This window comes from Syntrophales bacterium, from assembly GCA_035363115.1.
GTDB lineage: Bacteria > Desulfobacterota > Syntrophia > Syntrophales > PHBD01 > PHBD01.
This window is the reverse complement of record DAOSEM010000007.1, coordinates 12,017-35,247: the sequence shown is the minus strand read 5'-3', so window position 1 is coordinate 35,247 and position 23,231 is coordinate 12,017. Positions and strand designations below refer to the sequence as shown.

19 protein-coding genes are annotated in these 23,231 nt (G+C 62.8%); 8 read left to right on the top strand and 11 right to left on the bottom strand.

Going from position 1 to position 23,231, the window contains the following annotated elements; all coding sequences use genetic code 11:
- Positions 1–40 precede the first annotated feature (40 nt).
- Positions 41–940, bottom strand: coding sequence for a DUF362 domain-containing protein (locus PLO63_13120; GenBank protein HOI75079.1), 900 nt, complete (start codon positions 938–940; stop codon positions 41–43).
- A gap of 173 nt (positions 941–1,113) precedes the next feature.
- On the opposite strand from PLO63_13120, the gene PLO63_13115 reads away from it, so the two are divergent.
- The 4 genes from PLO63_13115 (at position 1,114) to PLO63_13100 (ending at position 8,407) form a co-directional block, all read left to right on the top strand.
- Positions 1,114–2,784: a hypothetical protein gene (locus tag PLO63_13115; GenBank protein HOI75078.1), complete on the top strand. Its 1,671-nt coding sequence runs from the start codon at positions 1,114–1,116 to the stop codon at positions 2,782–2,784.
- A gap of 76 nt (positions 2,785–2,860) precedes the next feature.
- Positions 2,861–4,918 (top strand): thioredoxin domain-containing protein, encoded by a 2,058-nt coding sequence (locus PLO63_13110; GenBank protein ID HOI75077.1) that lies wholly within the window; start codon positions 2,861–2,863, stop codon positions 4,916–4,918.
- Positions 4,915–6,816 (top strand): GNAT family N-acetyltransferase, encoded by a 1,902-nt coding sequence (locus tag PLO63_13105; protein ID HOI75076.1) that lies wholly within the window; start codon positions 4,915–4,917, stop codon positions 6,814–6,816. The genes PLO63_13110 and PLO63_13105 overlap by 4 nt, the downstream gene beginning before the upstream one ends.
- Positions 6,817–6,829: 13 nt before the next feature.
- The gene (locus PLO63_13100; protein ID HOI75075.1) at positions 6,830–8,407 is read left to right on the top strand and encodes an NAD(P)H-hydrate dehydratase; all 1,578 of its coding nucleotides are present in this window, start codon (positions 6,830–6,832) and stop codon (positions 8,405–8,407) included.
- Positions 8,408–8,437: 30 nt separating this feature from the next.
- Here PLO63_13100 and PLO63_13095 read toward each other — a convergent pair whose 3' ends face one another.
- The 8 genes from PLO63_13095 to PLO63_13060 all read right to left on the bottom strand — a co-directional run bounded on the left by PLO63_13095 (position 8,438) and on the right by PLO63_13060 (position 16,395).
- On the bottom strand, positions 8,438–9,418 hold the full coding sequence (locus PLO63_13095) for a polyprenyl synthetase family protein (GenBank protein HOI75074.1): 981 nt from the start codon (positions 9,416–9,418) through the stop codon (positions 8,438–8,440).
- A gap of 117 nt (positions 9,419–9,535) precedes the next feature.
- Positions 9,536–10,765: an OFA family MFS transporter gene (locus tag PLO63_13090; GenBank protein ID HOI75073.1), complete on the bottom strand. Its 1,230-nt coding sequence runs from the start codon at positions 10,763–10,765 to the stop codon at positions 9,536–9,538.
- Between the two features lie 131 nt (positions 10,766–10,896).
- Entirely contained in the window at positions 10,897–11,502 is a 606-nt protein-coding gene (locus tag PLO63_13085; GenBank protein HOI75072.1) for a molybdenum cofactor guanylyltransferase, read from the bottom strand.
- 17 nt (positions 11,503–11,519) lie between these two features.
- A complete protein-coding gene (locus PLO63_13080) occupies positions 11,520–12,197 on the bottom strand; it encodes a hypothetical protein (GenBank protein ID HOI75071.1) in 678 nt (225 codons plus the stop codon).
- Between the two features lie 109 nt (positions 12,198–12,306).
- Positions 12,307–13,515 (bottom strand): glycosyl transferase, encoded by a 1,209-nt coding sequence (locus PLO63_13075; protein HOI75070.1) that lies wholly within the window; start codon positions 13,513–13,515, stop codon positions 12,307–12,309.
- Positions 13,516–13,527: 12 nt separating this feature from the next.
- A complete protein-coding gene (locus PLO63_13070; protein HOI75069.1) occupies positions 13,528–14,778 on the bottom strand; it encodes a glycosyltransferase in 1,251 nt (416 codons plus the stop codon).
- Positions 14,775–15,668: an HAD-IIB family hydrolase gene (locus PLO63_13065; protein ID HOI75068.1), complete on the bottom strand. Its 894-nt coding sequence runs from the start codon at positions 15,666–15,668 to the stop codon at positions 14,775–14,777. Before PLO63_13065 ends, PLO63_13070 begins: the two co-directional genes overlap by 4 nt.
- Before the next feature lie 202 nt (positions 15,669–15,870).
- Entirely contained in the window at positions 15,871–16,395 is a 525-nt protein-coding gene (locus tag PLO63_13060; GenBank protein ID HOI75067.1) for a MarR family winged helix-turn-helix transcriptional regulator, read from the bottom strand.
- 135 nt (positions 16,396–16,530) lie between these two features.
- Between PLO63_13060 and PLO63_13055 the strand changes: the two genes are divergently transcribed.
- A complete protein-coding gene (locus PLO63_13055) occupies positions 16,531–16,971 on the top strand; it encodes a hypothetical protein (GenBank protein HOI75066.1) in 441 nt (146 codons plus the stop codon).
- 107 nt (positions 16,972–17,078) lie between these two features.
- Here PLO63_13055 and PLO63_13050 read toward each other — a convergent pair whose 3' ends face one another.
- Complete coding sequence (locus PLO63_13050) at positions 17,079–18,899, bottom strand: chloride channel protein (GenBank protein HOI75065.1); 1,821 nt, start codon at positions 18,897–18,899, stop codon at positions 17,079–17,081.
- Between the two features lie 265 nt (positions 18,900–19,164).
- Between PLO63_13050 and PLO63_13045 the strand changes: the two genes are divergently transcribed.
- The 3 genes from PLO63_13045 to PLO63_13035 all read left to right on the top strand — a co-directional run bounded on the left by PLO63_13045 (position 19,165) and on the right by PLO63_13035 (position 21,468).
- Positions 19,165–20,463 (top strand): phenylacetate--CoA ligase, encoded by a 1,299-nt coding sequence (locus tag PLO63_13045; GenBank protein ID HOI75064.1) that lies wholly within the window; start codon positions 19,165–19,167, stop codon positions 20,461–20,463.
- A 16-nt stretch (positions 20,464–20,479) separates the two neighbouring features.
- The gene (locus PLO63_13040) at positions 20,480–20,935 is read left to right on the top strand and encodes an ACT domain-containing protein (GenBank protein ID HOI75063.1); all 456 of its coding nucleotides are present in this window, start codon (positions 20,480–20,482) and stop codon (positions 20,933–20,935) included.
- Positions 20,936–21,039: 104 nt separating this feature from the next.
- Positions 21,040–21,468: a hypothetical protein gene (locus PLO63_13035; protein ID HOI75062.1), complete on the top strand. Its 429-nt coding sequence runs from the start codon at positions 21,040–21,042 to the stop codon at positions 21,466–21,468.
- 36 nt (positions 21,469–21,504) lie between these two features.
- Here PLO63_13035 and PLO63_13030 read toward each other — a convergent pair whose 3' ends face one another.
- Positions 21,505–23,226 (bottom strand): MASE3 domain-containing protein, encoded by a 1,722-nt coding sequence (locus PLO63_13030; GenBank protein ID HOI75061.1) that lies wholly within the window; start codon positions 23,224–23,226, stop codon positions 21,505–21,507.
- Positions 23,227–23,231 lie beyond the last annotated feature (5 nt).

Here is a 23,231-nt window from a genome sequence, read left to right as displayed (position 1 = left end):
GTCCGCCTCCCTGGCCGCCGCGGGAGGCGGCATGCTTTTTTCACGCCCGGATCCGCCGGATTTTCTGCCTGGACAGCCGCATGTTCCCCAGGCCGGCCTGGTGGCCGAGGCGGACGCACCCCAGGGCGTCTTCCTTCAGGCCGAACAACGTGCTGCCGAAGGCGTCCACAGCGACCTGGTCCTGGCCGACCACCACCGTGTTGAGCAGGCGCACATCCGACAGGTCCCCGCCCGTGGGCCCATTGGCAACCAGAATCCGCACGGCGTCGAGAACCACCAGCGTGGGCCGGACCGTCCGGGCCATGTCGACGAGGCAGGGATCGATCCGCTGGTGAATCCGTCCCCGCGATCCCCCCATCACTCCCATCCAGTTCTTCATTCCCAGGGTCAGGATGGACGTGCCGTGGACCTTGGCAATGGGGACGTTGATGATCTTGTCGGCCTCGAAGACCTCCGTGTAAAGGGGCCAGGACTTGAGGGTCTCGCCCTGGATCTTCATCTCTTTGAACTTCCGGTCCTCCACGAAGGACACATCGGCCCCCGCTGCCCCGGCCGCATCGGCGATGCCGCTCTGCTTGTAGGCCCGCCGGGGACTGCTGACGGTGTGGTCGAAGACCTTCACCTTCTTCGCCCCGGCCTCAAAGCAGAGCCGAACCAGGGCTCCGACTACCTCGGGATTCGTGGTGGCGGCGTATTCGGGCGTTCGGTCCCAGCCGATGTTGGGCTTGATCACGACGACGTCGCCCCGGGAAACGAACCGCCGCATCCCCCCGAAGGCATCCACCGCGGCCCTGGTGATCCGGGCCGGCGAAGGCCCCGTTGCCACGATCATGTCCGGTTTCTCGGCGGCCGCCATCGAACCATCCGGCATCAGGAGACCCGGCAGCGCCAGGGTCGCCCCGGTAACGGCGGCCGTTTTCAGGAACTCCCTGCGGTTCATATCGCATTCCTCCCGGGCTTTATTTTCATGAATCCTGAACAGGTGGTCAACAGAAAAAACAGGGACTTGCGCAACTCCCCGGAAACAATTGGATTGACTCGTCCTGACTCTCTGTATGATAATGCCGGCGTACATTCAGGAGCATCAAACCGTCTGCCGCAGCAGGGAATCCCATGAGCAAAGGCAAGATTCACCCCGGCCCCCTGGAAACACGATACCGGGCAGCCCTGGAGGAGGCCCGGAGCGCCTCCGTGCGGTCGCGCCTCCGGCGGAAGGACCCGTCCCTCTGGCCGGGGCCGGCCGCGGAAACCGCCCATCGCCTGGGCTGGCTCGATTGCCCACAGTCCATGGTCCCGCATCTTCCGGACCTGGAGGCTTTTGCAGAGACGGTGCGGATGGAAGGCTTTCGGCGGCTTCTCCTCCTGGGCATGGGAGGGTCCAGCCTCGCCCCGGACATGTTCGCCCGGCTCCTCGGTACGGAGCAGGGGCTGCCCCTGGAGATCCTCGACACGACGGACCCGGCGACGATCCGCTCCTTTACGGATCGCTTCCCGCCGGAGGAGACCCTCTTCATCGCCTCCACCAAGTCGGGAGGAACCGTCGAAACCCTGTCCCTGCTGAAGCATTTCTATCGCCGCGCCTTGCACCGGCTGGGGGCGGAGCGGGCGGGCGGCCATTTCTGCGCGATCACCGACCCGGGAAGCGGCCTGGCGTCGCTCGCCGAGGCCTGCCGATTCCGGAAAACCTTCCTGAACGACCCGGACATCGGCGGCCGCTTTTCCGCCCTGTCCCTGTTCGGCCTCGTTCCCGCGGCCCTGGCGGGTGCCTCGCCCCGCCGCCTGCTGGAAGACGCCGCCAAGGCCGCGGAGAGGGAGTGGCGGGAAGCGGAGCCGGGTTCCGCAGGAGGGCTGGAGCTGGGAATTTTCCTGGGCGAGGCGGCGGTGGCGGGACGGGACAGGCTGATCCTGTGCCATCCCCCGGAGCTGGCACCCCTGGCGGACTGGCTGGAGCAACTCCTGGCGGAGAGCACCGGGAAACAGGGGAAAGGAATCCTGCCCGTTCCCGGCGAGGTCCCGGACGGGCATCCCCTGTCCTGGAATGACGGAGTCTTCGCCTTCCTGTACCCCGGGGAAACCGGGCCTCCCGGGGACCGGCTTCGTCATGCCGAGCGGTGCGGCTGCCCCTGGGTCGCCCTCGATGCGGATCCCCGGCGGGACCTGGGAGCATTCCTCTTCCTCTGGGAAACGGCCACGGCCTGTGCCGGCTGGAGGCTGGGGGTGAATCCCTTCGACCAGCCCGACGTGGAGTCCGCCAAGGAAGGAGCCCGCCGGTTCCTGCAGGATCCCGCCCGGGCGGGGCGGGTCTCCGGCGAGCCGTCCCTTCATTCCGGAGAAGGACGGGAAGACCGGGCGGCCGCGGACATCCGGGAGTTTCTCGGGGATCCCTCACCACATGGATACACCGCCATCCAGGCGTTTCTCCCCTGCGAGCCGGAGATCCGGTCCGCCCTGGAGGACCTCCGCCGGGCGGCCCAGGGTCTGTCAGGCCGTCCGGCGACGGCCGGTTTCGGCCCCCGCTACCTTCACTCGACGGGACAGCTCCACAAGGGAGATGCCGGGCAGGGCCGCTTCATCCAGATCACCGCCGACGACCGGGAGGATCTCCCGATCCCCGGAACCATGGACAGCGACGAGTCGACCCTGACCTTCGGAACACTGAAGGCCGCCCAGGCGGCGGGTGACCGCGAGGCCCTCGCACGGGCGGGCCGCCGGGTTTTCCACCTGCACCTGGGCCATAATCCGGCGGAGCGGCTGCACGATCTGACGAAGCATCTCCGGGACTGACCAACCCGGAGCAAACGATGGATGCTCCGGCAGACGGCATCCTGCATCAGGCCCCCAGACAGCAAAGGATGGAATCATGGCTGGAACAAACCGCCTCGCCGGCGAAAAGAGCCCCTATCTCCTGCAGCACGCCTCCAATCCCGTGGACTGGTACCCCTGGGGAGAGGAGGCCTTCACCCGGGCCAGGCGCGAAGACCGCCCCGTGTTCCTGTCTATCGGCTACTCCACGTGCCACTGGTGCCACGTCATGGCCCACGAGTCCTTCGAGAACGAGGAGGCGGCAGCCCTGCTGAACGGGGCCTTCGTCTGCGTCAAGGTGGACCGTGAGGAGCGGCCGGACCTGGACCATCTCTACATGACGGCCTGCCAGATGATGACGGGTTCCGGAGGCTGGCCCCTGACGGTCGTCCTAACACCGGACCGGCGACCCTTCTTTGCGGCCACCTACATCCCCCGGGAGACCCGCCTGGGCCGCACCGGCCTGATGGACCTCGTTCCGAAGATCGTCCATCTCTGGCGGACCCGGCGCCAGGACGTCCTCGAGTCCGCCGGCAGGGTGCTGCAGGCCCTCCAGGAGTCCGGGAAAGACGCTCCCGAAGAGGATCTCCCGAAGGACATCCTCGATCGAGCCTACGGTGAGCTGCGGGACCGGTTCGACCACGAGTCCGGCGGCTTCGGGGAGCGTCCCAAGTTCCCGGTCCCCCACCAGATCCTCTTTCTGCTCCGCTATTCCCGATCGACCCGGACCGGCTGGGCCCTGGAGATGGCGGAGAGGACCCTGAAGGCCATGCGGGCGGGGGGGATCTGGGACCACGTGGGCTTCGGCTTTCACCGCTACAGCACCGATGACCAGTGGCACCTGCCCCACTTCGAGAAGATGCTCTACGACCAGGCCCTTCAGGCCCTGGCATACACAGAAGCCTTCCAGGTCTCGGGAAATCCCCTGTACCGTTCCGTCGCCGGAGACATCATGACCTACGTGCTCCGGGACCTGGCAGACCCGGGCGGCGGGTTTTGCAGTGCCGAGGACGCCGACAGCGAGGGTGAAGAAGGAACCTTCTACGTGTGGAAAGCGGAGGAGATTCGGCGGATTCTGGGGAAAGAGGCGGCCCGGGCCTTCGGGGAGGCATACCAGGTCCGCGAGGAGGGCAATTACCTCGAGGAGGCCACGGGACAGCGGACGGGCAGGAACACCCTCCACTGGAGAGGGGATCCCCCGGCGGAACTGCCGCCCGATCTGGAAAAGGCCCGGCGGACGCTCTTCGCCGCTCGGGAGAAACGGCCCCGCCCCCACCGGGACGACAAGGTCCTGACGGACTGGAACGGCCTGATGCTGGCCGCCCTGGCCAGGGCGGCGGCATCCGGCGACTCCCGCTGTGCCCAGGCCTACCGGCGCTGCCTGGCCTTCTTCTCGGAGACGATGCTCAGCAACGGGATGCTGCTCCACCGCTGGCGGGACGGGGAAGCGGCCATCTCCGCCAACGTGGACGATTACGCCTTCCTTATCCGGGGGCTCATCGAGGGCTACCAGGCCTTTCTGGACCCGTCCCTCCTGGCGGCGGCGATCCGCCTCCAGGTGGAGCAGGACCGCCGTTTCTGGGACGACCGCCTGGGGGGATACTTTTTCTCCCCCGCGGAAAACCGCGACCTCCTGGTCCGTAAAAAGCAGATCTACGATGGTGCCATCCCGTCGGGCAACTCTGTCTCGGCGCTGAACCTGGCCCTCCTGGGCCGGCTCACCGGCGAGAGCGGCCATGAGGAGCGGGCCGTGCGGATCCTGCGCTGTTTCTCTTCCGCTGTTGCCGCGATGCCCTCGGCCTATACCATGCTCATGGCGGCGCTGGACTTTCTCACCAATCCATCCTATGAAATCGTCATTGTCGGAGACCCCGCCGCCCCGGACACGGCGGCCCTGCTGACGGTCGTCCGTGAGCGGTATCTTCCCGGCGGGACGATCCTGCTCCGGCCGGCGGGGCGAGGCGCCGGGGAAATCGGGAAGATCGCCCCCTTCGTGAAGGACATGAAACCGGTCGGAGGCAAGGCGGCGGTTTACGTGTGCCGGCATTTCAGTTGCCGGGAACCGGTCACGGATCCCCGGAAGCTCCGGGACGTACTGGAAGAGGAAGGATCATGAGCACGCTGGAGACCTGGAAAGAGCGGCACCCGGAGAAATTCGCCCCGGAAGAGGCGATTTTCGGCCATATCCACCGGGGTGATGTGATCTTCGTAGGCTCCGCCTGCGCAGAGCCGCAGTACCTGGTCCATTCCCTGATCCGGTACGTCAAGGCCCACCCGAAGGCCTTCTTCGACGCAGAGGTCCTCCACATCCGGACCCTGGGCGTTGCACCCTACGCCTACGAGCGGTTCAGGCAGAACTTCCGCCACAATTCCTTCTTCATCGGCGAAACCACCCGGGACGCCGTCAACCAGGGCGTGGCGGACTATACGCCCATATCCCTCTCCAAGGTTCCGGAGCTGTTCTACCGGGGGCTGGCCAACGTGGACATCGCCCTGATCCAGGTCTCGCCGCCCGACGACCACGGGTACGTGAGCCTGGGAGTCAGTGTCGACATCGTCAAGGCCGCCGTGGATCAGGCCAGCCTGATCGTGGCCCAGGTGAACCGGCATATGCCGCGGGTTCACGGAGACGGATTCCTCCACGTGGAAGACGTCGATTTCCTGGTGCCCCACGACGAGCCTCTCCTGGAGTACGCCCCCGAGACCGACACCGAGATCATCCAGCGCATCGGCCGCTACGTCTCGAAGCTGATCCAGGACGGGGACACGATCCAGGTGGGACTGGGGAGCCTGCCCAACGGCGTCTTCACCCACCTGGGGGACAAGCAGCACCTGGGGATCCACACGGAGCTCCTGGGCGATGGGATCGCGGACCTGATGCGCCGGGGCGTCGTGGACAATTCCCGGAAGACCGTCGACCGCGGGAAGACCGTGGCCACCTTCTGCATGGGCCACCGGGAAACCTACGAGTACATCCACGACAATCCCGCCGTCGAGTTCAAAGCCATCGACTACACGAACAACCCTCTCGTCATCGCCCGGCAGGATAATATGGTAGCCATCAACAGCGCCCTGGAGATCGACCTGACGGGGCAGGCGACGGCGGAGTCCATCGGCCGCCGATTCTATAGCGGGATCGGGGGACAGGCGGACTTCATGCGAGGCGCCTCCCTGTCACGGAACGGAAAGACCATCCTGGCCCTCCAGTCCACCGCCTCGGCAGAAATGATCTCACGGATCGTGCCGTTCCTCAGGGAAGGAGCGGGAGCCACCCTCATCCGGGGGGATGTCCAGTACGTGGTGACCGAGTACGGCATCGCCTATCTCCACGGGAAGAACGTCCGGGAGCGGGCCATGGAGCTCATCGGCATCGCTCATCCGAAGTTCCGTGCCCGGTTGATGGAGGAGGCGAAGAAGGCCGGCCTCGTATACCGCGACCAGGCCTATATCCCCGGGGAGCGGGGGATGTATCCGGAACACCTGGAGTCCTACCGGACCACCAGGAAGGGCTTCAACATCTACTTCCGGCCCATCAAGATCAGCGACGAGCCGCGCCTGAAAGACTTCATCTACTCCCTGTCGGAGCAGAGCATGTACCGGCGCTTCATTTCGTCCCGGAAGGACATGCCCCATGAGCGGCTGCAGCCTCTGGTGATCATCGACTACACCAGGGAGATGGCCATCCTGGCCGTGACCGGAACGGAAGAGAAGGAGACCATCGTGGGCGTGGGCCGCTACTACATCGAGCCGGACAGCCACTCTGCAGAAGTGGCCTTCGCCGTACGGGACGACCAGCAGAACCGGGGAATCGGCATCGAGCTCCTTTCGTACCTGACGTTCCTCGCCAAGCGCCAGGGTCTCCTTGGCTTCACCGCTACCGTCGTGGCGGGGAACGAGCCGATGCTCCACGTCTTTGAAAAGGGCGGCTTCGAGATCGAGCGGCGCAGCGGCGGCGGCATCCACGAATTGAAGATGACCTTCCGGGAGGAGGGTTACAATCAGGGAATGCGTTGAAAGGAACGTTGCAATGAAAGTGGCGGGGGTCGAAGAGATCCGGGCGATGGACCGGTGGGCGATCGAGAAGCTGGGAATTCCGGAAGAGATCCTGATGGAAAATGCGGGACTGGCCGCGGTCGCCCTTCTGGAGCGTCGGGTCGGCGTGGCCGGGAAACGATTCGTCGTCCTCTGCGGAAGCGGGAATAACGGCGGGGACGGGCTGGTCGTGGCCCGGAAGATCCATTCCCTGGGCGGGATCCCCAAGGTCTTCCTCCTGGGCGATCCGGGCCGGTTCCGGGGGGCCTCGGTGACGAACTTCGGGATTCTCCGGCGCCTGCCCGTGGACATGCGCCCCGCGGACGACCTCCTGGAGATCCGAAAATACATCGTCCATGCAGACGCCGTCGTCGACGCCCTGCTCGGCACCGGTCTCGACCGGGAGGTGTCCGGTCTCTACCGGGAGGCCATCGATCTCATCAACGACAGCGGACGAAAGACCCTCAGCCTGGACATCCCTTCCGGCGTCAACGGCGACACGGGAGAAATCATGGGCACCGCCGTGAAGGCCTCCTGGACGGTTACTTTCGGGCTCCCGAAGCCGGGAAACATTCTCTACCCGGGGTTCGGCCACTGCGGAGAGATCTTTGTCTCCGGCATCTCCTTTCCGCCGGAGCTGACCGGCCGGGAGGAACTGAAGATCGCCCTGAACGGTTTCATCCCCCTGCCGCCCCGGGACCCGGAGGTCCACAAGGGAGCCGTCGGGGACGCCCTCTTTATCGCCGGAGCCGCGGGCTACCTCGGGGCACCCCAGTTTGCCGCCCTGTCGTTCCTCAAGGCCGGCGGAGGCTATGCCCGGCTGGCGGCTCCCGCCTCGATCGTGCCTTTCCTGGCGCAGGGCGCCGCCGAGGCCGTCTTCACCCCCCAGCGGGAGACGGCCTCCGGCAGCCTCTCCCGGAGGAGCAAGGCGGACATCCTGGCCGTTGCCGGGAAGGTGGACATGGTGGTCCTGGGACCGGGCCTTTCCCTGGCGGCGGAGACACAGACACTGGTGCGGGAGCTGGTCAAGGGGATCGGGAAACCCGTCCTGATCGACGGCGACGGCCTGACGGCCCTGGCGGTGGATCCGGGAATCCTTCGGAAGCGGAAGGCGCCGACGGTTTTGACGCCGCATCCCGGCGAGATGTCCAGATTAACGGGGAAAACTGCGGCCGACATCCGCCGGAACCGGATCGCCGTCCTCCAGGCCGCAGCGCGGGACCTGAAATCCATCATCGTCCTGAAGGGCGCCCACAGCCTGATCGGCTGCCCCGACGGCCGGGTCTTCGTCAACCTGAGCGGAAACGCCGGGATGGCCACGGCGGGGTCGGGAGACGTCCTCACGGGAACGATCGCCGCCATGTTCGGGATGGGCCTGCCGATGGAAGAGGCCGTCCGGAAGGGGGTTTTCCTCCACGGCCTGGCGGGGGACCTGGCGGCGGACGCAAAGGGGGAAGACGGCATCACCGCCCGGGACATCCTGGAATTCCTGCCCGCCGCCCTGAAGAGGGACCGCGAAACGCCGCCGCCGGAACGGTCCGGCCTCTGTCGCCTCCCGGCGATGATCGGATGACGGATATCCGGAAACGTGTTTTCCGGCGAATCAGGTCCGCCGTTCCAGGATAAACCCGGCGATGGCGAGCAGATGCTGCCTGGCCTCTGAGGAATCGAACCCGTCCAGGCATGCCCTCGCCTCCGCCACGAACGCCTCCGCCTTTCCGAGGGTATAGGAAATGCCGTCGTTACGGCGGATGCAATCCACCACTTCCCCGACTCCGTCGGCGCCGCCCGACCGCTTCATCTCCTCAACCAGTCCGACGACCCGGTTGCGCTCCGTTTCGGGGCAGCGGGCAAGTGCGGCAATCAGCGGGAGGGTCAGCTTTCCCTCCTGGAGGTCCTTGCCGATGGTCTTGCCGAAGAGGGCCTCCTCGGCCATGTAGTCCAGGGTGTCGTCGGTCATCTGGAAGGCCATGCCCAGGAGAAGGCCGAAGCGCCGGAGCGCCTCCACACCCGCCGCCCCCCGGTCGCCCAGAATCCCGCCGATAGCGCAGGCCGCCGCCATGAGGATGGCCGTCTTCTTCTCGATGATGGTCAGATAGTCCTCTTCCGTGATGCGGACGTCCCCGCTCCGGATAAGCTGAAAGACCTCCCCCTCGGACATGATGTTCGTTGTCTCCGACATCAGGCGGAGCACGTCGATGCTCCCGTCGTCCGAGAGGATGCGGAAGGACTTGGAATAGAGGAAGTCGCCGACGAGTACGCTCGCCGCATTGCCCCAGACGGTGTTGGCCGATGCCTTGCCCCGGCGGAGCTGTCCCTCGTCGATGACGTCGTCGTGGAGAAGGGTGGCGGTGTGGATGAACTCCAGGACCGCGGCAAGGCGGGCGCATCGTTCGCCCCTGTATCCGCTGAGGTTGGCGCAGGCAATCAGAAGCAGGGGCCGGAAACGCTTCCCGCCGCTTCCGATCAGGTAGCGCGAGATCTCCGGAATCAGAGCCACCTCGGAGCGGAACTCCCGCTCCATGAAGGCCTCGACCTGCCGGAGATCGCCGGCGTAATGCTGGAAAACGTCCTGGATCGTCATGGAAACCACCGGTTTGAAGTGAGCCCGATGATAGGGAAGAGGGGATGCCTTGTCAATCCGAATCGGGCAAAAAAAAGCGCCGGCCTCGGGGCCGGCGCCGGTGTTCTGCAGCCCGGGTTATCTCTTGGGCGGCTTCATCATGAAGAAGGCGATGATGATGCCCAGCACCGCGAGCCCGGCCGTGGGGTAAAAGGCAATGGCATAGGAGCCGAAGGCGTCCTTTGCCTGCCCGGAAATGATGCCGCCGAGGATCGCCCCCACGCCATAGGCGAAGTACACGAGGCCGTAGTTCCTGGCGTAATTCTTCACGCCGAAGAAGGTGGTCGTCGCCGTCGGGGCAATGGCAAGCCAGCCGCCCAGGCAGAGCCAGAAGCCGACGAAGCAGGCGACATACATGGTCACGCTGCCTTCACCCGCCGTAAGCATGCCCAGGGAGCAGACGAGGATGATGACAAAGGAGATGATGGCGGCTATCCTGGGTGAGAGCTTGTCTGTCAGGACGCCGAAGAGCGGCCGGCCCACGCCGTTGAAGATGGCGAAGACACCCACCAGCGTGGCGGCGGTTGCCGCGTTGATCTTGATGATCTCCTGGGCCACGGAGCTGGAGATGCCGATGGCCATGAGGCCCGCGAGACAGCCGATGGTGTAGCAGAGGAAGAGGCCGTAGAACGTGGTGGTCTTTGCCATTTCACCCATGGCGAAGTCGTTTCCACCGCCCGCTGCCGCGGCCGGGGCCTTCCAGCCCGCGGGGACCCATCCGTCCTTCGGGTAGCGGAAGGGCAGGAAGCACACAGCAACGATGACCAGGAAGGCCGCTCCCATGTACATGAATGTTTCCATGGGGCCGACGGCCTTGATCAGGGCCGCCGCCACATTGGCGGAAACGAAGGGCGATCCGCCGAAGCCGGCCAGGGTGAGACCCAGGGCCAAGCCTCGCTTGTCGGGGAACCAGCGTCCCACGACCGCCAGGGGCACTCCGTAGGCGAGCCCCACGCCTGCGCCGCCGATGAGGCCATAGGTAATGGTGAGCATGTTAATGCTTGTCGACTGGCTGGCCATGATCCAGCCCACGCCGACGATCACGCCGCCCAGGATGCCCAGGTTCCGGGGGCCCAGCTTGGCGATGATCTGGCCGCCGAAAAAGACCATGACGGCAAAAAGGGCCAGGAAGATCATGAACGGCATTCCCGCTTCCGTGGCGCTGGCGTTCAGGAGCTTCTGGACGGGCCCCCGGAACACGCTGTAGGCGTACACGCTCCCGAGGCAGATGTTGATGATGAATCCGAGAACAACGAAGATCCAGCGGCCTGATTCCGCCGGCATACCGAAAACCTTGTTATCACTCATGCGATACCCCCCTCTCCTCTCATAGATAATTGGTCGCGACGATAGCCAAGCGGGGAGTCTTTGTCAAGGATTAAGGGAAATTGCCGCCTGGACAGGGGATGGAAGAAGACGCGGTGCCACGCATCCGGCATTCAGGTGCGGCTTCCCGGCGCGGACGGTTGACGGCCCAAGGCCCGGAGCTGTTCCCGGGTGTTGACATTGAGGAAGGGGTCCTGACCGGCGAAGAACGGCGCGGTTTCCGCCTCTCCGACCGTCAGGATGTGAAATCCTTTGTAAAATCCCGTTACTTTCCGTTCATTCCGCTCCAGGAGACTCCGTATGACAGGCAGGCATTTCAGGCTGTAGACAGCATGCAGGGGCTCCGGGCGATCTCCCCGGCAGGGAACGACGATGTCGTATCCCTCCGCCAGGGACACCAGGTAGCGGATAAACGGGGCGTCCAGGTACGGCATGTCGCAGGCACAGACAAAGGCCCGCGGAGCCCCGGCGTGAAAGAGGCCGGAATGGATGCCCGCCAGGGGCCCCATTCCCTTGAAAATGTCCGTCACCACGGTGACGCCAAGATCCAGGTACTCCAGGGGCTCGTTCGTCACGACCAGGATCTCGTCACAGACATCCCGAAGGATCTGGACGGCCCGGTCGATCATCCGCTCCCCTTCCACCGTCAGGAAGGCCTTGTTGGCTCCCATCCGGGTGTTTTTGCCGCCCGACAGCACGATTCCCGCAATGCGCTCCATGGTCCAGGCTCCGAATTTCAGTTCATGCCGGGATACAATTTCCGGGACCGGTCGACGATCCTCTCGATGGCGTCGGTGAGGGCGCCGTTCAACTGGGCCTGCAGGGTTTCCCGGGAGAAGCCGAGGTCCTTGAGGGAGGCGGTGCTCTCCACCGTCGTTCGATGAACGATCTTCCCGCTTTTGATGTCGGCCATGACCAGCGTCAGCTTGACCTTCGCCTGGTAAAGGTTGACGGGATTGAGGCGATTCGAGCGGTCACAGGTCACTTCCAGGGTGTCGATGGTTCCCCCTACCAGGACGTCTCCCCACTCGGGCCGGATCGTCTCCGCGCGAAGGTCCCAGGACGGCGAGATCCTCGCCACGGAGCAGCCGGAGCGCAGGAGATAGGAGCGGATGCCCGATGAAACGGCCTCCCCGGCGGTCACCCGCTCCGGAAGGACCGGGATCCGCTTCTCCCCGGCCTCGATCACCGTTCCGATCCGCAGGGGATCTCCGGAAGGCCTGGCGTCACGGAGGGCCGCCACGGCCACCAGCCGGTCCCCGCAGGGCCGCTCCTGGACCGTGATCGGTTTTGTGGGCATGTACCGCATGTCGATGCTGTAAAGGCTCGTTCCGGCACATCCTCCGAGGGCGGCCGCGAAGAACAGGATCGCGCAGGCCGCCGACAGCATTTCGATGGTTCTTTTGTGCTTCATTTCTCACCTCTTGAGGAATCGGGAGATGTCCCGGCCGGATCCCGGCGGCTTTTCCATTTCCAACCAGGGAAAACATCGAACCATAGCGATGCATCCCGCGCCCGGCCCCCTATCCGTTGTCCCGATCGACCGCTTCCGTCAACCGGCTGGAGAAATCCGGGATTGCCGCGGCAACCCGCACCCAGGCGCTCATCAGTGGAATGCCGACCGGATCCGCCTGGAATTTTTCCTGCGCGCGGCGAAGGGATCCGACGAAGGCCTCGGAGGCTTCGATCTCACTGTGCCGGTCGTACACGAGCCCGTTGATGAGGGAAAGGGCATGATACTTCTCCACGGTGACCCTGGATTCCTCGATGTAGGCGGCGCACAGGGTCCGGTAGAACGCCTGGCTCATGACGATGCCGTCCTGGCTCAAGACCCGGAAGAGGGCCTCGGCGATGTCCGTGGCCATCCGGATCAACCCGTCGTCCGGCTTTTGCCGGTCCAGGGATTGATGCTTGTGCTCATAGGTGTCGGCGATCTCCACCTGGCAGATCCGGTTGACCGACGCGCGCCGGTACACCTCGGAGAGGAGGGAAACCTCCAGGCCCCAGGTGGGGGAGATGCGCATGCCCCGGGCGAGGGTGGAGATAAACGCGAACTCTCCCGACAGGGGATAACGGAAGTTGCCCAGGTATTCGAGAAACGCATTGTACTCCAGGATCCGCTTCAGCGCCCGGATCAGCGGCGTGTAAAAGAGCCGCGTCACCCGGCCGTAGAGCCGGTCGGTTACGCGGGCATAATATCCCTTGCTGAACTCGAAATCAACGGCCGGATGAACGACGGGATAGACCAGGCGGGCCAGCATCTCCGAACGGTAGTTCCGGATGTCCGTATCGTGAAGCGCCATGGCATAGACACTCTCGTCCGCGAGGATGTATCCGATCGTCATCCAGACGGAGCGTCCCTTTCCGGGGGTGTCGAGATTGAAGTCGCTGCCCCGGAGTTCATCATAGAGGGCCTGCATGCGGGGGCCGTCGTGCCAGACGATCCGGACGTCCGTCGACAGTTCGGAGAGCAGGCGCCGGACACGCCGGAAATCCGCCTCGTCCGCCCGGTCGAGGGAGAGAACAATCTTGTGCAGGAACGTGATCTTTTTCAGCTCCTCCAGGATGACCGGCATGGACGGCGTGTCGAACTCGCTGATGAGGGCCGGCAGGAGGAGAACAGTCTTCCTCCGTCGGGCAATGGCCATGAGCTCCTCGTTCAGTTCTCCCGCGGGCCGCTCCCTCAACTTCTGAAGTGTAGTGATCATACCGTGCTGATAGAAATCGGACATGGCTTTTCCTCCTTATGTCTTATTCCACTGTTCCAGGAGATAGGGTTTCATTTCCTCGAACGTCCGCGCCTGGTCCGCGAACAGCTTCTCCGCCCGGTCCGCATCCGCATCCTCCAGTTCCAGGATGAGAGAGGCGACCCGCGCATTGTAAAGGGGAATCATCGTATCGAGGAGCTTCATCCGCTGCCGCGGAGCGGCATGGAAGGCCGAGGCATAGCGGTAGACAATCCGCACCCAGGTCTCGATGGGCAGAAGGAACCGGGATGCACGGCCATTTTCCGCCAGGTCCCGGATGATGGCAAAATCCGCCTCCTCGACGATCTGCCGCCAAACTTCTCCAAAGTGGAAGAAACCGACCCGGAAATACTCGATCAGGGCTTCCTGGTTGACCGTGAACGCCTCGGGCGTTCCCCCGTCGCTCGTCCCGACCGTCGGGATATCACTGGACCCGTGGATACCCTTCCAGAACGCGTCATGGGTTTCCATCATCTGAAAAATTGTCCCCACAACCTGCCGGAACATGGGGCTCAGATCCGCCGCAGGATCCTTCCGGTCGTGGACCTTCACGCCCATTTTGGCCTGGCAGAGGCGGAAGCCGTCGACAATGGCCGTGGTGGTCATCCAGATGTCGATCCCGAAGCGGGCCACATCGGTCTCCCAGACATTCTGTCTCAGAAAGTGCCTGGCCATGGCACCCGACAGCCCGAAGTCGCCGCCGATGGGCTGGCGGATCCGCCGGCCATAAAGAGCACGCGTCAGGTTGTGGGCGATCGTGTTGGTAATGGTCCCGTCCAGCTTGAATCGATCATAATCGGGGGCGACGAAGTCGTACCCCTCGAAGACCGGCTCCAGGAGATTCCGGACCCATTGGGGCGAGATGGAGACCAGGTCGGAGTCGAAGACGGCCAGTGCCCTGGGCCGGAGAAAGTCGGCGGCCTCGAAGATCGCCCGCAAGGCCGATCCCTTGCCGGGGACCCCGCGATAGATCGTGACAACCTTCACAATCCGGAACGTCTTCTCGTCAAACATATCGGCGATCTCCCGGGTGTCATCGGTGGATCCCCCATCGGAAACCATGATCAGGGAGCTGGCATTGGGATAATGCGTGGCCAGTCCGTGAAAAACCATCTCCAGAACGTGTTGGACGGTTTTCCCGCTCTGGTAGCAGGGGATCCCGATAACAACATCCGCCTTTCCGAGGTGCTCGATCTGCCTCCTCACTCCGATCCTCAATGCCGTGCTGAAACGCTGGTCCGGATTCATGGTATCTCCCTTCCGCCGGGGCCATCCCCTGTTCTGCCGCCGCCCTGCACATTCCGTCCGTTTTCGGTGATCTTGCTGTCGAAGGTCCCGGCCCAACCCAGGATTTCCTCGACCGACTGCTTCCAACCCAGACTGCCCTGTTCCCGCGCCCGGACAAGACCGGGGAGGGATATCGCCAGGTTCCTCCCTCCCGGTGACGGAATCAGGACCGGGCAATCCACAGCCATGAGCAGGGGCAAATCGTTCAGGCTGTCTCCCAGGCCGACCGTCCGGATTTCATCATTCCAGGTTCTCCGGAAAATCTCCTTCACGAACCGGGCGGCCGTTCCCTTGTCCTGGCCACGCCGGAAAAGGTGATAAAAGCGGCCGCCACGGGTGATGGAAAGCCCGCTCTCCTCCGCCAGGGCCGTCAGTTCGGAGATTCGTTCCGCTTCATCCAGGAGAAAGGGCTCGGAGAATTCCCTTTCCTTTGCCAGCCGCGCCTTCTCCGGGGGAAGGTCCGTCAGGCGGGCCACCTCATCGACGGTCATGTCACCGAATCCATGAAGGGGGATCCGCTGGCGCACCCGGGCGACAAACTCCCGGATCTTCCCGTATGCCAGTCCCAGGCGGATGACAAAATAAGGCTCCCGCTCGGCCCCCGGTTTGAACGGAATCCCCCGATAGCCCCCCGGAAAGTAGATGCCTCCTCCATTCTCGACGATGAAGGGCGTCTTGAACGCAAGTTCCTCCTGGATCACTTCGATTTCCGCCCGGGTCTTGCTGGAGGCAATGATCAGCGGGATCCCTTCACGCTGAATGCGTTCCACCACCGGGCGGGCCGCTTCGCAGGAATAGTCGTCTTGATTCAGGAGCGTTCCGTCGAGATCCGTGAACACGATCCATTTCATAAGGGAATGCCTTTTCGTTGCCGGAACCGGGATCGGCCTTCTTACACGGGATCCCCCCCGGAGGGATTCCAGGCAACCGTTGAACGGAAAACGCTTGTTATCCTGATGATGAGACGACGCGGGCGTGGTCGGGAGTGGGAGTGAAAAGGAAAGCGAGGACTTTCCGCCTCTTCCCGGGATCACCCGGCTCGTGTCAGGACATTCATGGTTCCCTCTTCCGCTGGTCAAGTGATGGATGTTCCTTCGCCGGCACATTCCATTCCGGTGACCGGATCAGCTGTGGCGGCACGGTCTGGGCGCCGAATATTTCAACCAGTTGTATGAGTCCATGGTTGATGTCCCGGAGTTTGCCCTCCCCCAGCGTCTCGAGTCCCGAGGCGAGAAGCCCCTGGGCCACTTCGGGCGCCGATGAGAGAAGGTCCTTCCCCTTTTCCGTCAGTTCCAACCATACAACACGCCGGTCCTCTTCGGACCGCTTCCGCAACAGGTAACCCCGCGTCTCCAGGCGATCCAGGATGCCGACCACCGTGGCGGGGTGAAGGTAGATGCGCCGGGCCAGGTCGAGCACCCGCACAGGCGAGGACTCGTCAATGGCCTTGATCGTCCAGAGCTGCGGCCCCGTCAGACCGGTTTCCCGCTCGATCTTCTTGGACTGTTCGTTTAGAATCTGAAAGATTCTTCTCACGTTATCGATGATGTCCGCGATGGCCCGGTGCTTTTTGTCCAAAAGAGAAACCTCAAAAAAGGGGTTGCAGGCAGAACGGCAATCTGTTAGTTGCAGATCAAATCGTTTGTATAGAAATTATATAGCAGCATGGGCCTGATCCGTCAACCAAGGCCCGGTAAAATGAAATAAATCCATATGAAACGTCGTGTCTCCATATTATTCCTGGTTTTCCTTCTCGGCTTCTTTTCCGGAACAGCCGTCCCGGCGGATTATGCGATCCCGGACCTGCGGGGGAGCTGGACGGGATGTTCAACGCTAAGGGCGGACCAAACGGGTTTCGCCCCCGTCCCTTCAACGTTTCTGATGGAGATCGAGAGCCAGTCGAACCGCCAGTTCAGCGGACGCCTCGCCACCGACGACCAGGCACCGGCCTGGCGGAAGTTCCGCGGAACACTGGATGACCAGGGGCGTTTTTTGACCGTCCTGCTCTCGGACCGCACGGTCAACATCGGTTACATCATCAGTAGAAACCGCCTTCGGCTCATTTTTTACGGAGCCCCGGAAGACGGAGTGGTTGCGATCCATGTCCTGAAAAGGGAACATCCTCAAAGCGCCGCTCTGGACAGGCAACGGTAAGACCCCTTCGGCAGAGCAGGGTGTCACAGGTCAGGGACATACAGCCTCCTCATTCTTTCTGTGTTCGTCCAGCCCTGCTCTGCTTTTCTTTTTCCGCTCCCAGGTGGTCAGGTCAATCCCGTTGTCTGGCCGTTCCTGCCCGCTTTGATCTTTTCGATCTGATCATAGTAGATTCGAATAATGTCCTTGCGGCTGATCATGGAAATCACCTTTCCAGGGTCGCGGGGATCCACGATGGGCAGTTCACGGATTTCCGCTTTCGTCATCATCCGGAGCACCGTCTTCAGGTCGTCGCCGGGGTTCACGGTGAAGACATGATCCGTTGCAACATCCTTCGCCACGACCAGGTTGTGAAGTTCCTCATCCAGCATGACCCGGCGCACATCCGATATGGAGAGGATCCCCGTCAGACGGCCTGCTGCGTCAACGACTGGAAAATTGGATTGCGTGGAATCGACCATCCGCTGGAGAAGGGCATCGAAACGGCAGCCCTCCGGAATGGTCTCCACTTTTCGGTCCGGAGGCACAGCATCCGACACGGTGACGTGCTCGAGCATATCCACCGCGAAATCGCCAAGATGGGCAGGCGAATCGATGCGTGCGGGCACCTGTTTCTCGTAAAGCGAGACGTCGCCCAGCAGGAGATAGGAAATCGTCGAAACGATCATGAGGGGCACGATCAGGCTGTAGCCGCCGGTCATTTCCGCCACCATGATCAGGGAAGCGATGGGAACCTTGGCCACCCCCGCAAAAAACCCTCCCATTCCCACCAGGACGAAGGCGCCGGGATGAAGGGACAACGGATCGAAGATGCTTCCGCACAAATGGCCGTACGCCCCCCCCAGCATGGCCCCGATGAAGAGCGAAGGCGCGAAGACGCCCCCGCTCCCGCCCGAGCCGATCGTAAGGGACGTAGCGACGATCTTGGCAAAGACCAGAATCAGCATCATAAGCATCGCCATCTTTCCGTCAATGGCGGATTGAATCCAATCGTAGCCACCACCCAGGACCTCCGGCAGGAAGAACGCGAGAACACCCAGCAGCAATCCGCCGATGGCGGGCCGGTAGATCTTGTTCATCCGGAGCCAGCCGGTGAAAAGGTCGCGCATGCCATAGAAAACCCGGACATAGACATACCCCACGGCGGCGCAAAGGATGCCGAAGATTCCGTAGAGCAGGAGCTCCACCGGGGCGGTCACGGGGGCCAGGTTGGGAATGGTGAAGATCGTACCATATCCGGTATGGAGGGAATAGACGGTGAAGGCCACAATGGAGGATATGATGCAGGGGATGATCCCCTCGAACTCGAATTCCGGTTTCCGGTAGAGCACCTCCACGGCAAAGAGTGCGGCTCCCAGCGGTGCTTTGAAGATGGCACCGATTCCTCCCGCGGCGCCGGCGAGAAGCATAAGCCGGCGGCTCGGCTCGTCCATCTTGAGAAAAGCGGCCAGAATGGAGGCGAAGCCGGAACCGATCTGGGCGATGGGACCTTCCTTGCCGGCGGACCCTCCGGAACCGATGGTGATCGCCGAGGCGATGGTCTTGATGACCGGAACCGGCGGGCGGACCGCCCCTCCCTTCCGGTGAAAGCTGTCAATCATGGCGTCGGTCCCGTGACCCTCCGCCTCCGGGGCAAACCGGTAAACCAGGAATCCGGAAATCAATCCGCCCAGGGCCGGGATGACGATCATCAGCCATCGAGCCGGTGGAAAACCGAGGATGTGAACGGACTGGTAGGATTCCGGGGTCATCCAGGCAACGAGATCCATCATGAAGAACCGGGTCCCGCTTATCAGCAGATAATTGAAGAGCATGGCTCCCAGCCCGGAAACCACCCCGACCGTGATCCCCAGAACAATCCAGCGCCCGATGGATTTCATCCTCACGGTTGAAAGCGTCTGCCGATATTTGCCGAATCTGATTTCCATTCGATCCCATCCCTCGCTACTGTCCGGTGACATTAGTTTGTATCGCAATCAATGTCAACCGTGGACGACCCCGGAAAACCCGTTTCTGCCTGCTTGCCATCAATCGGTACGATGCCCGGCGGACCCGATGGTTTTGCACATCGGCCCTCCGGCATCGCCCGGACCTTCAACTGCCTGCATCAACGGCGTTCAAGGGAGAATTGTCTTGCGAAAACACCGTCCCTCTTGTAGGAATTTTTCACGGACAATCAGCGGGAGGCAAGCGATGTACTGGGAAAAAGAACTGGAAACGATGGACCGCGGACGACTGGCGGCCCTTCAGCTGGAGCGGCTCCGGGAAACCGCGAAACGGGCCGTCCAATCCTTTTATTACGGGAAAGCCTTCTCGGATGCGGGCCTCCACCCGGAGGACATCCGCACCCTCGACGATCTGCAGAAAATCCCCTTCACCACCAAGGACGACCTCCGGGAAAACTGGCCCTACGGATTCCTGGCCGTTCCGAAGGACGATCTGATCCGCATGCACTCGTCCTCGGGGACCACGGGCCGGGCCACCGTCATATTCCACACGAAGAGCGACGTCGACGCCTGGACGAACCTGGTGGCCCGCTGCATGTACATGACGGGGCTCCGAAAAAGCGACGTCTTCCAGAACATGATGACCTACGGCCTGTTCACCGGCGGCCTGGGCTTCCATTACGGGGCGGAGCGGGTCGGTGCCCTCACGATCCCCGCCGGGGCGGGCAACAGCAAGCGCCAGATCCAGCTCATGCGGGACTTCGACACGACGGCCATCCATATCATCCCCAGCTACGCCCTGCACCTCTACACCGTCTTCGAGGAGCTCGGCCTCAAGCCGGCGAAGGATACGAAAGTCCGCATGGCCTTCATCGGCGCGGAGCCCCACTCGGAAAAAATGCGGAAGCGAATTGAGGAATTCTACGGCTTCAAGGCCTTCAACTCCTACGGCCTTTCGGAGATGAACGGACCCGGCGTGGCCTTCGAGTGTCCCGAGCAGAACGGGATGCACATCTGGGAGGACAACTTCATCGTCGAGATCATCGATCCGGTTACCCTCCGGCCTGTCCCGGACGGCCAGGAGGGGGAGCTGGTCATGACTACCCTTCTCCGGGAGGGCATGCCGGTCATGCGGTACCGGACGAAGGACCTGACCCGCATCCTCCCCGGCGAATGCCCCTGTGGGCGCACCCATCGCCGTATCGAGCGGATCACCGGCCGCACCGACGACATGATGATCCTCAAAGGGGTCAACATCTTCCCCATCCAGATCGAGAAGAAGCTCATGGAGATCCCGGGAGTCGGCCGGAATTTCGTCATCCTCCTGGAGCGGGAAGGCTTCAACGACCTGATGCACATCAAGGTCGAGGTGGAGCGGGATTACTTCAGCGGCGAGCTTCGCCACCTGGAGGCCCTGCGGCGCCGCATCGTGGAGGAGCTCAAGAGCGACATCCTCATCACGCCGAAAGTGGACCTGGTGGAACCCGACAGCCTCCCGAAGACGGAGGGGAAAGCGGTCCGGGTCATCGACAACCGCGAAAATTGAAAAAGGAGGATTTTTCATGATCGCACATCAGCTTTCCATTTTCGCGGAGAACAAGCCCGGCAAGCTTGCCGCCGTCACCTCCGTCCTGGCCAAGGCAAAGATCAGCATCCGGGCGACCACGATCGCCACGACGGACACCTTCGGCGTCATCAACCTGATCGTGGACGATCCCAAGGAGGCCCAGGCCGCCCTGACCAAAGCAGGGATGATGGTGAAACTGAGGCCCGTCCTGGCGATCCTTATCGACGACAGGCCCGGCGGGCTGGACCGGCTCACCCAGCTTCTCTTCAAGGAAGGCGTCAACGTGAACAACGCCTACGGCTTCGTCCTGGAAAGCCGGGAAAAGGCCGTGTTCGTGGTGGACGTGGACCAGATGGACAAGGCAGAAAAACTGGTTGAAAAGAACGGATTCCGGACACTGGACACGGAGGCCCTGTCGGCCATTGAACCGTTTCACTACATGAAGTACTGACGACAGGCTTTCCGTCACCGGCAGGAGAACACGGAAAGCAACGGTAAGAATTTTTCACCGCGGCCCCACACACTCAAGCAGTCGGGCAGAACAGGGGGAGAGACATGAAGCACGAGAACAAGAGTTCCTTCAAAGACAAGCACCCGAATGCCGAACCGGACCCGGAAATCGCCGAGGCGCTGCGAAACGCATCCGAGAAGGGAACCCTCTCCTGCGCCGCCGCGGCTAAGATGGCGGATTATCTCCGGAAGGACATGGCCACGATCGGTATGCACCTGGACCTGCTGAACATCCAGCTCACCCGGTGCCAGCTCGGTCTCTTTGGGTATCCCCAGGGCAGGATTGTGAATGCCGCCCTCGCGGCCCCGCCGGACATCGAGAGGGCCATCCGGGCGGCCCTCCACGACGAGCGCCTGCCCTGCATCGACTCCTGGGAAATCGCCCGCCGGTTTGCCGTCCCGAAGATGGAAGTGGCCGCCATCTGCGAGACCCTGAAGATCAAGATCAAGCCCTGCCAGCTCGGTGCTTTCTGAGCACCTCGCTGCGTCCGGACACACCCCGACCCGCCGTCAGAGAGAATCCGCCCGGAGATCCCGCATCTCCTCCGGCGGATTCCCTGCATCCGGCTCCTGAAAGGTCGAGACCTGTTCATACCGGTTGCCGCCTGCTTCCTTTGCCCGGTACATCGCCTCGTCGGCCTTCCTGAGCAGGGTCCTGCCGTCCTTTCCGTCCTCCGGGAAACGGGCGATCCCGACGCTTGCAGAGGTATGGACAGGATGCCCTTCCAGGACAAAATCCATCCCCAGAGACTCGACGATCTTTTCGGCCACCACGAGAGCCGCCTTCTCCTTCCGGATTTCCGGCAGAAAGACCACAAACTCGTCCCCTCCGAGACGGGCCACCGTATCGCTTTCCCGAACCGCCTGGCGGAGTCTTCCCGACACCTCCACCAGAAGTTGATCTCCCAGGGCATGTCCAAGGGTGTCGTTCACTTCCTTGAAGCGATCCAGGTCGAGAACCATCAGCGCCGCGTGGCGGTTTGCGCGGCTGGCGGCCGCAAGGGCCGTATCGACGCGGTCCTGCAGCAGGGAACGGTTCGGCAGCCCCGTCAGGGAATCGTGGTAGGCCATGTAACGGACCGCCTCCTGGGCCCGGATGTGATTCGTCACATCGATTACGGTTCCCATGATGGCCACCCTTCCCTGATAGGTGATCATGACCGAGTGGACCTCCACATTCAGCACCGATCCGTCCTTGTGCACCGCCCGGTAGGGGGTGTGGATCACATTTCTGTCTCCGGCCACGCGCCGCCGCAGGTTCTCCTCCAGAATGGGAAGGTCTTCGGGAACGATGATTTCGGCCGGAGACATGCGGTTGATGACCTCCTCCGGCAAATAGCCGAACATCTCGATGAGGCGGTGGTTGGCGTAGCGAATCCGGTTGTCCTGCAGGACGAGAACCCCGACAATGGATTCCTCCGCCAGTCTCCGGAACTGCTCTTCCGAGCCGCGAAGGGCTTTCTCGCTTTCCTTGAGGCTGCGGAACAGCAAGTCATAGGGGCGCCTGAGCCCCGTATCGATCAATGCCAGGTAGACCAGCCACAAGGCAACGATGTTCAGGAAATGCTGCAGAACGCCTGCGTATCCGGACACGCCGGAGACGAAAACGAACGCCGTCTCCTGAACCGCCTTGATCAGGATGGCGGCCATCACCAGTCGATATACGATCCCGTCAAAGGCCGTCCGGACCCGGAAAAGGAGAATCGCCGCAACGGCAAGGGTTCCACCGACGGCATACCCTCCGGCGATCCGGAAGAGGGTCGGTCCGGACCCTTCACGGACGCATTCCGGAAAGGCCCCGGGCGTAAAGACCGCGAAAAGGACTGCGACCGTAACCAGCAGGTAAAGAAAAAGGGACTCCCAGGCGGGAAGACGGCGGCCGACGAAGGCGGGAGCCACCGCGAACGTCAGGCCCTCCAGGAAGCGGGCGGCGATCCAGAGCTGAACCTGCAGATTGGCGCCATGCTCCGGGAAGACGCCCATTCCCGGATGGGAAAGCATGTGAACGAAATCAAGGACGGCCGCGGACAGAAGAGAGACGGCGACGAGAAGGAAGAAATGATTGTCCAGGACCCGCCGGGCATTCCAGGCAATGGCGAACACCGTGCAGGCAATGGCGACGGAGAACCCTTCGGCGATGGCGCTGGAAAGCAGGATGCTGTGGACTCCGGCGAGGGCCAGGCCGGCCAGGAGAACCAGCCCGAGAACTAGATGTCCTGCTGCACGTTTCACGATCG

Coding starts and splice junctions, on each gene's coding strand:
- PLO63_13105 (HOI75076.1), top strand. CDS start 4,915: ATGAGCACGCTGGAGACCTGGAAAGAGCGGCACCCGGAGAAATTCGCC.
- PLO63_13055 (HOI75066.1), top strand. CDS start 16,531: ATGAAACGTCGTGTCTCCATATTATTCCTGGTTTTCCTTCTCGGCTTC.
- PLO63_13085 (HOI75072.1), bottom strand. CDS start 11,502: ATGGAGCGCATTGCGGGAATCGTGCTGTCGGGCGGCAAAAACACCCGG.
- PLO63_13115 (HOI75078.1), top strand. CDS start 1,114: ATGAGCAAAGGCAAGATTCACCCCGGCCCCCTGGAAACACGATACCGG.
- PLO63_13065 (HOI75068.1), bottom strand. CDS start 15,668: ATGAAATGGATCGTGTTCACGGATCTCGACGGAACGCTCCTGAATCAA.
- PLO63_13120 (HOI75079.1), bottom strand. CDS start 940: ATGAACCGCAGGGAGTTCCTGAAAACGGCCGCCGTTACCGGGGCGACC.
- PLO63_13080 (HOI75071.1), bottom strand. CDS start 12,197: ATGAAGCACAAAAGAACCATCGAAATGCTGTCGGCGGCCTGCGCGATC.
- PLO63_13040 (HOI75063.1), top strand. CDS start 20,480: ATGATCGCACATCAGCTTTCCATTTTCGCGGAGAACAAGCCCGGCAAG.
- PLO63_13050 (HOI75065.1), bottom strand. CDS start 18,899: ATGGAAATCAGATTCGGCAAATATCGGCAGACGCTTTCAACCGTGAGG.
- PLO63_13090 (HOI75073.1), bottom strand. CDS start 10,765: ATGAGTGATAACAAGGTTTTCGGTATGCCGGCGGAATCAGGCCGCTGG.
- PLO63_13035 (HOI75062.1), top strand. CDS start 21,040: ATGAAGCACGAGAACAAGAGTTCCTTCAAAGACAAGCACCCGAATGCC.
- PLO63_13075 (HOI75070.1), bottom strand. CDS start 13,515: ATGTCCGATTTCTATCAGCACGGTATGATCACTACACTTCAGAAGTTG.
- PLO63_13070 (HOI75069.1), bottom strand. CDS start 14,778: ATGAATCCGGACCAGCGTTTCAGCACGGCATTGAGGATCGGAGTGAGG.
- PLO63_13110 (HOI75077.1), top strand. CDS start 2,861: ATGGCTGGAACAAACCGCCTCGCCGGCGAAAAGAGCCCCTATCTCCTG.
- PLO63_13100 (HOI75075.1), top strand. CDS start 6,830: ATGAAAGTGGCGGGGGTCGAAGAGATCCGGGCGATGGACCGGTGGGCG.
- PLO63_13095 (HOI75074.1), bottom strand. CDS start 9,418: ATGACGATCCAGGACGTTTTCCAGCATTACGCCGGCGATCTCCGGCAG.
- PLO63_13045 (HOI75064.1), top strand. CDS start 19,165: ATGTACTGGGAAAAAGAACTGGAAACGATGGACCGCGGACGACTGGCG.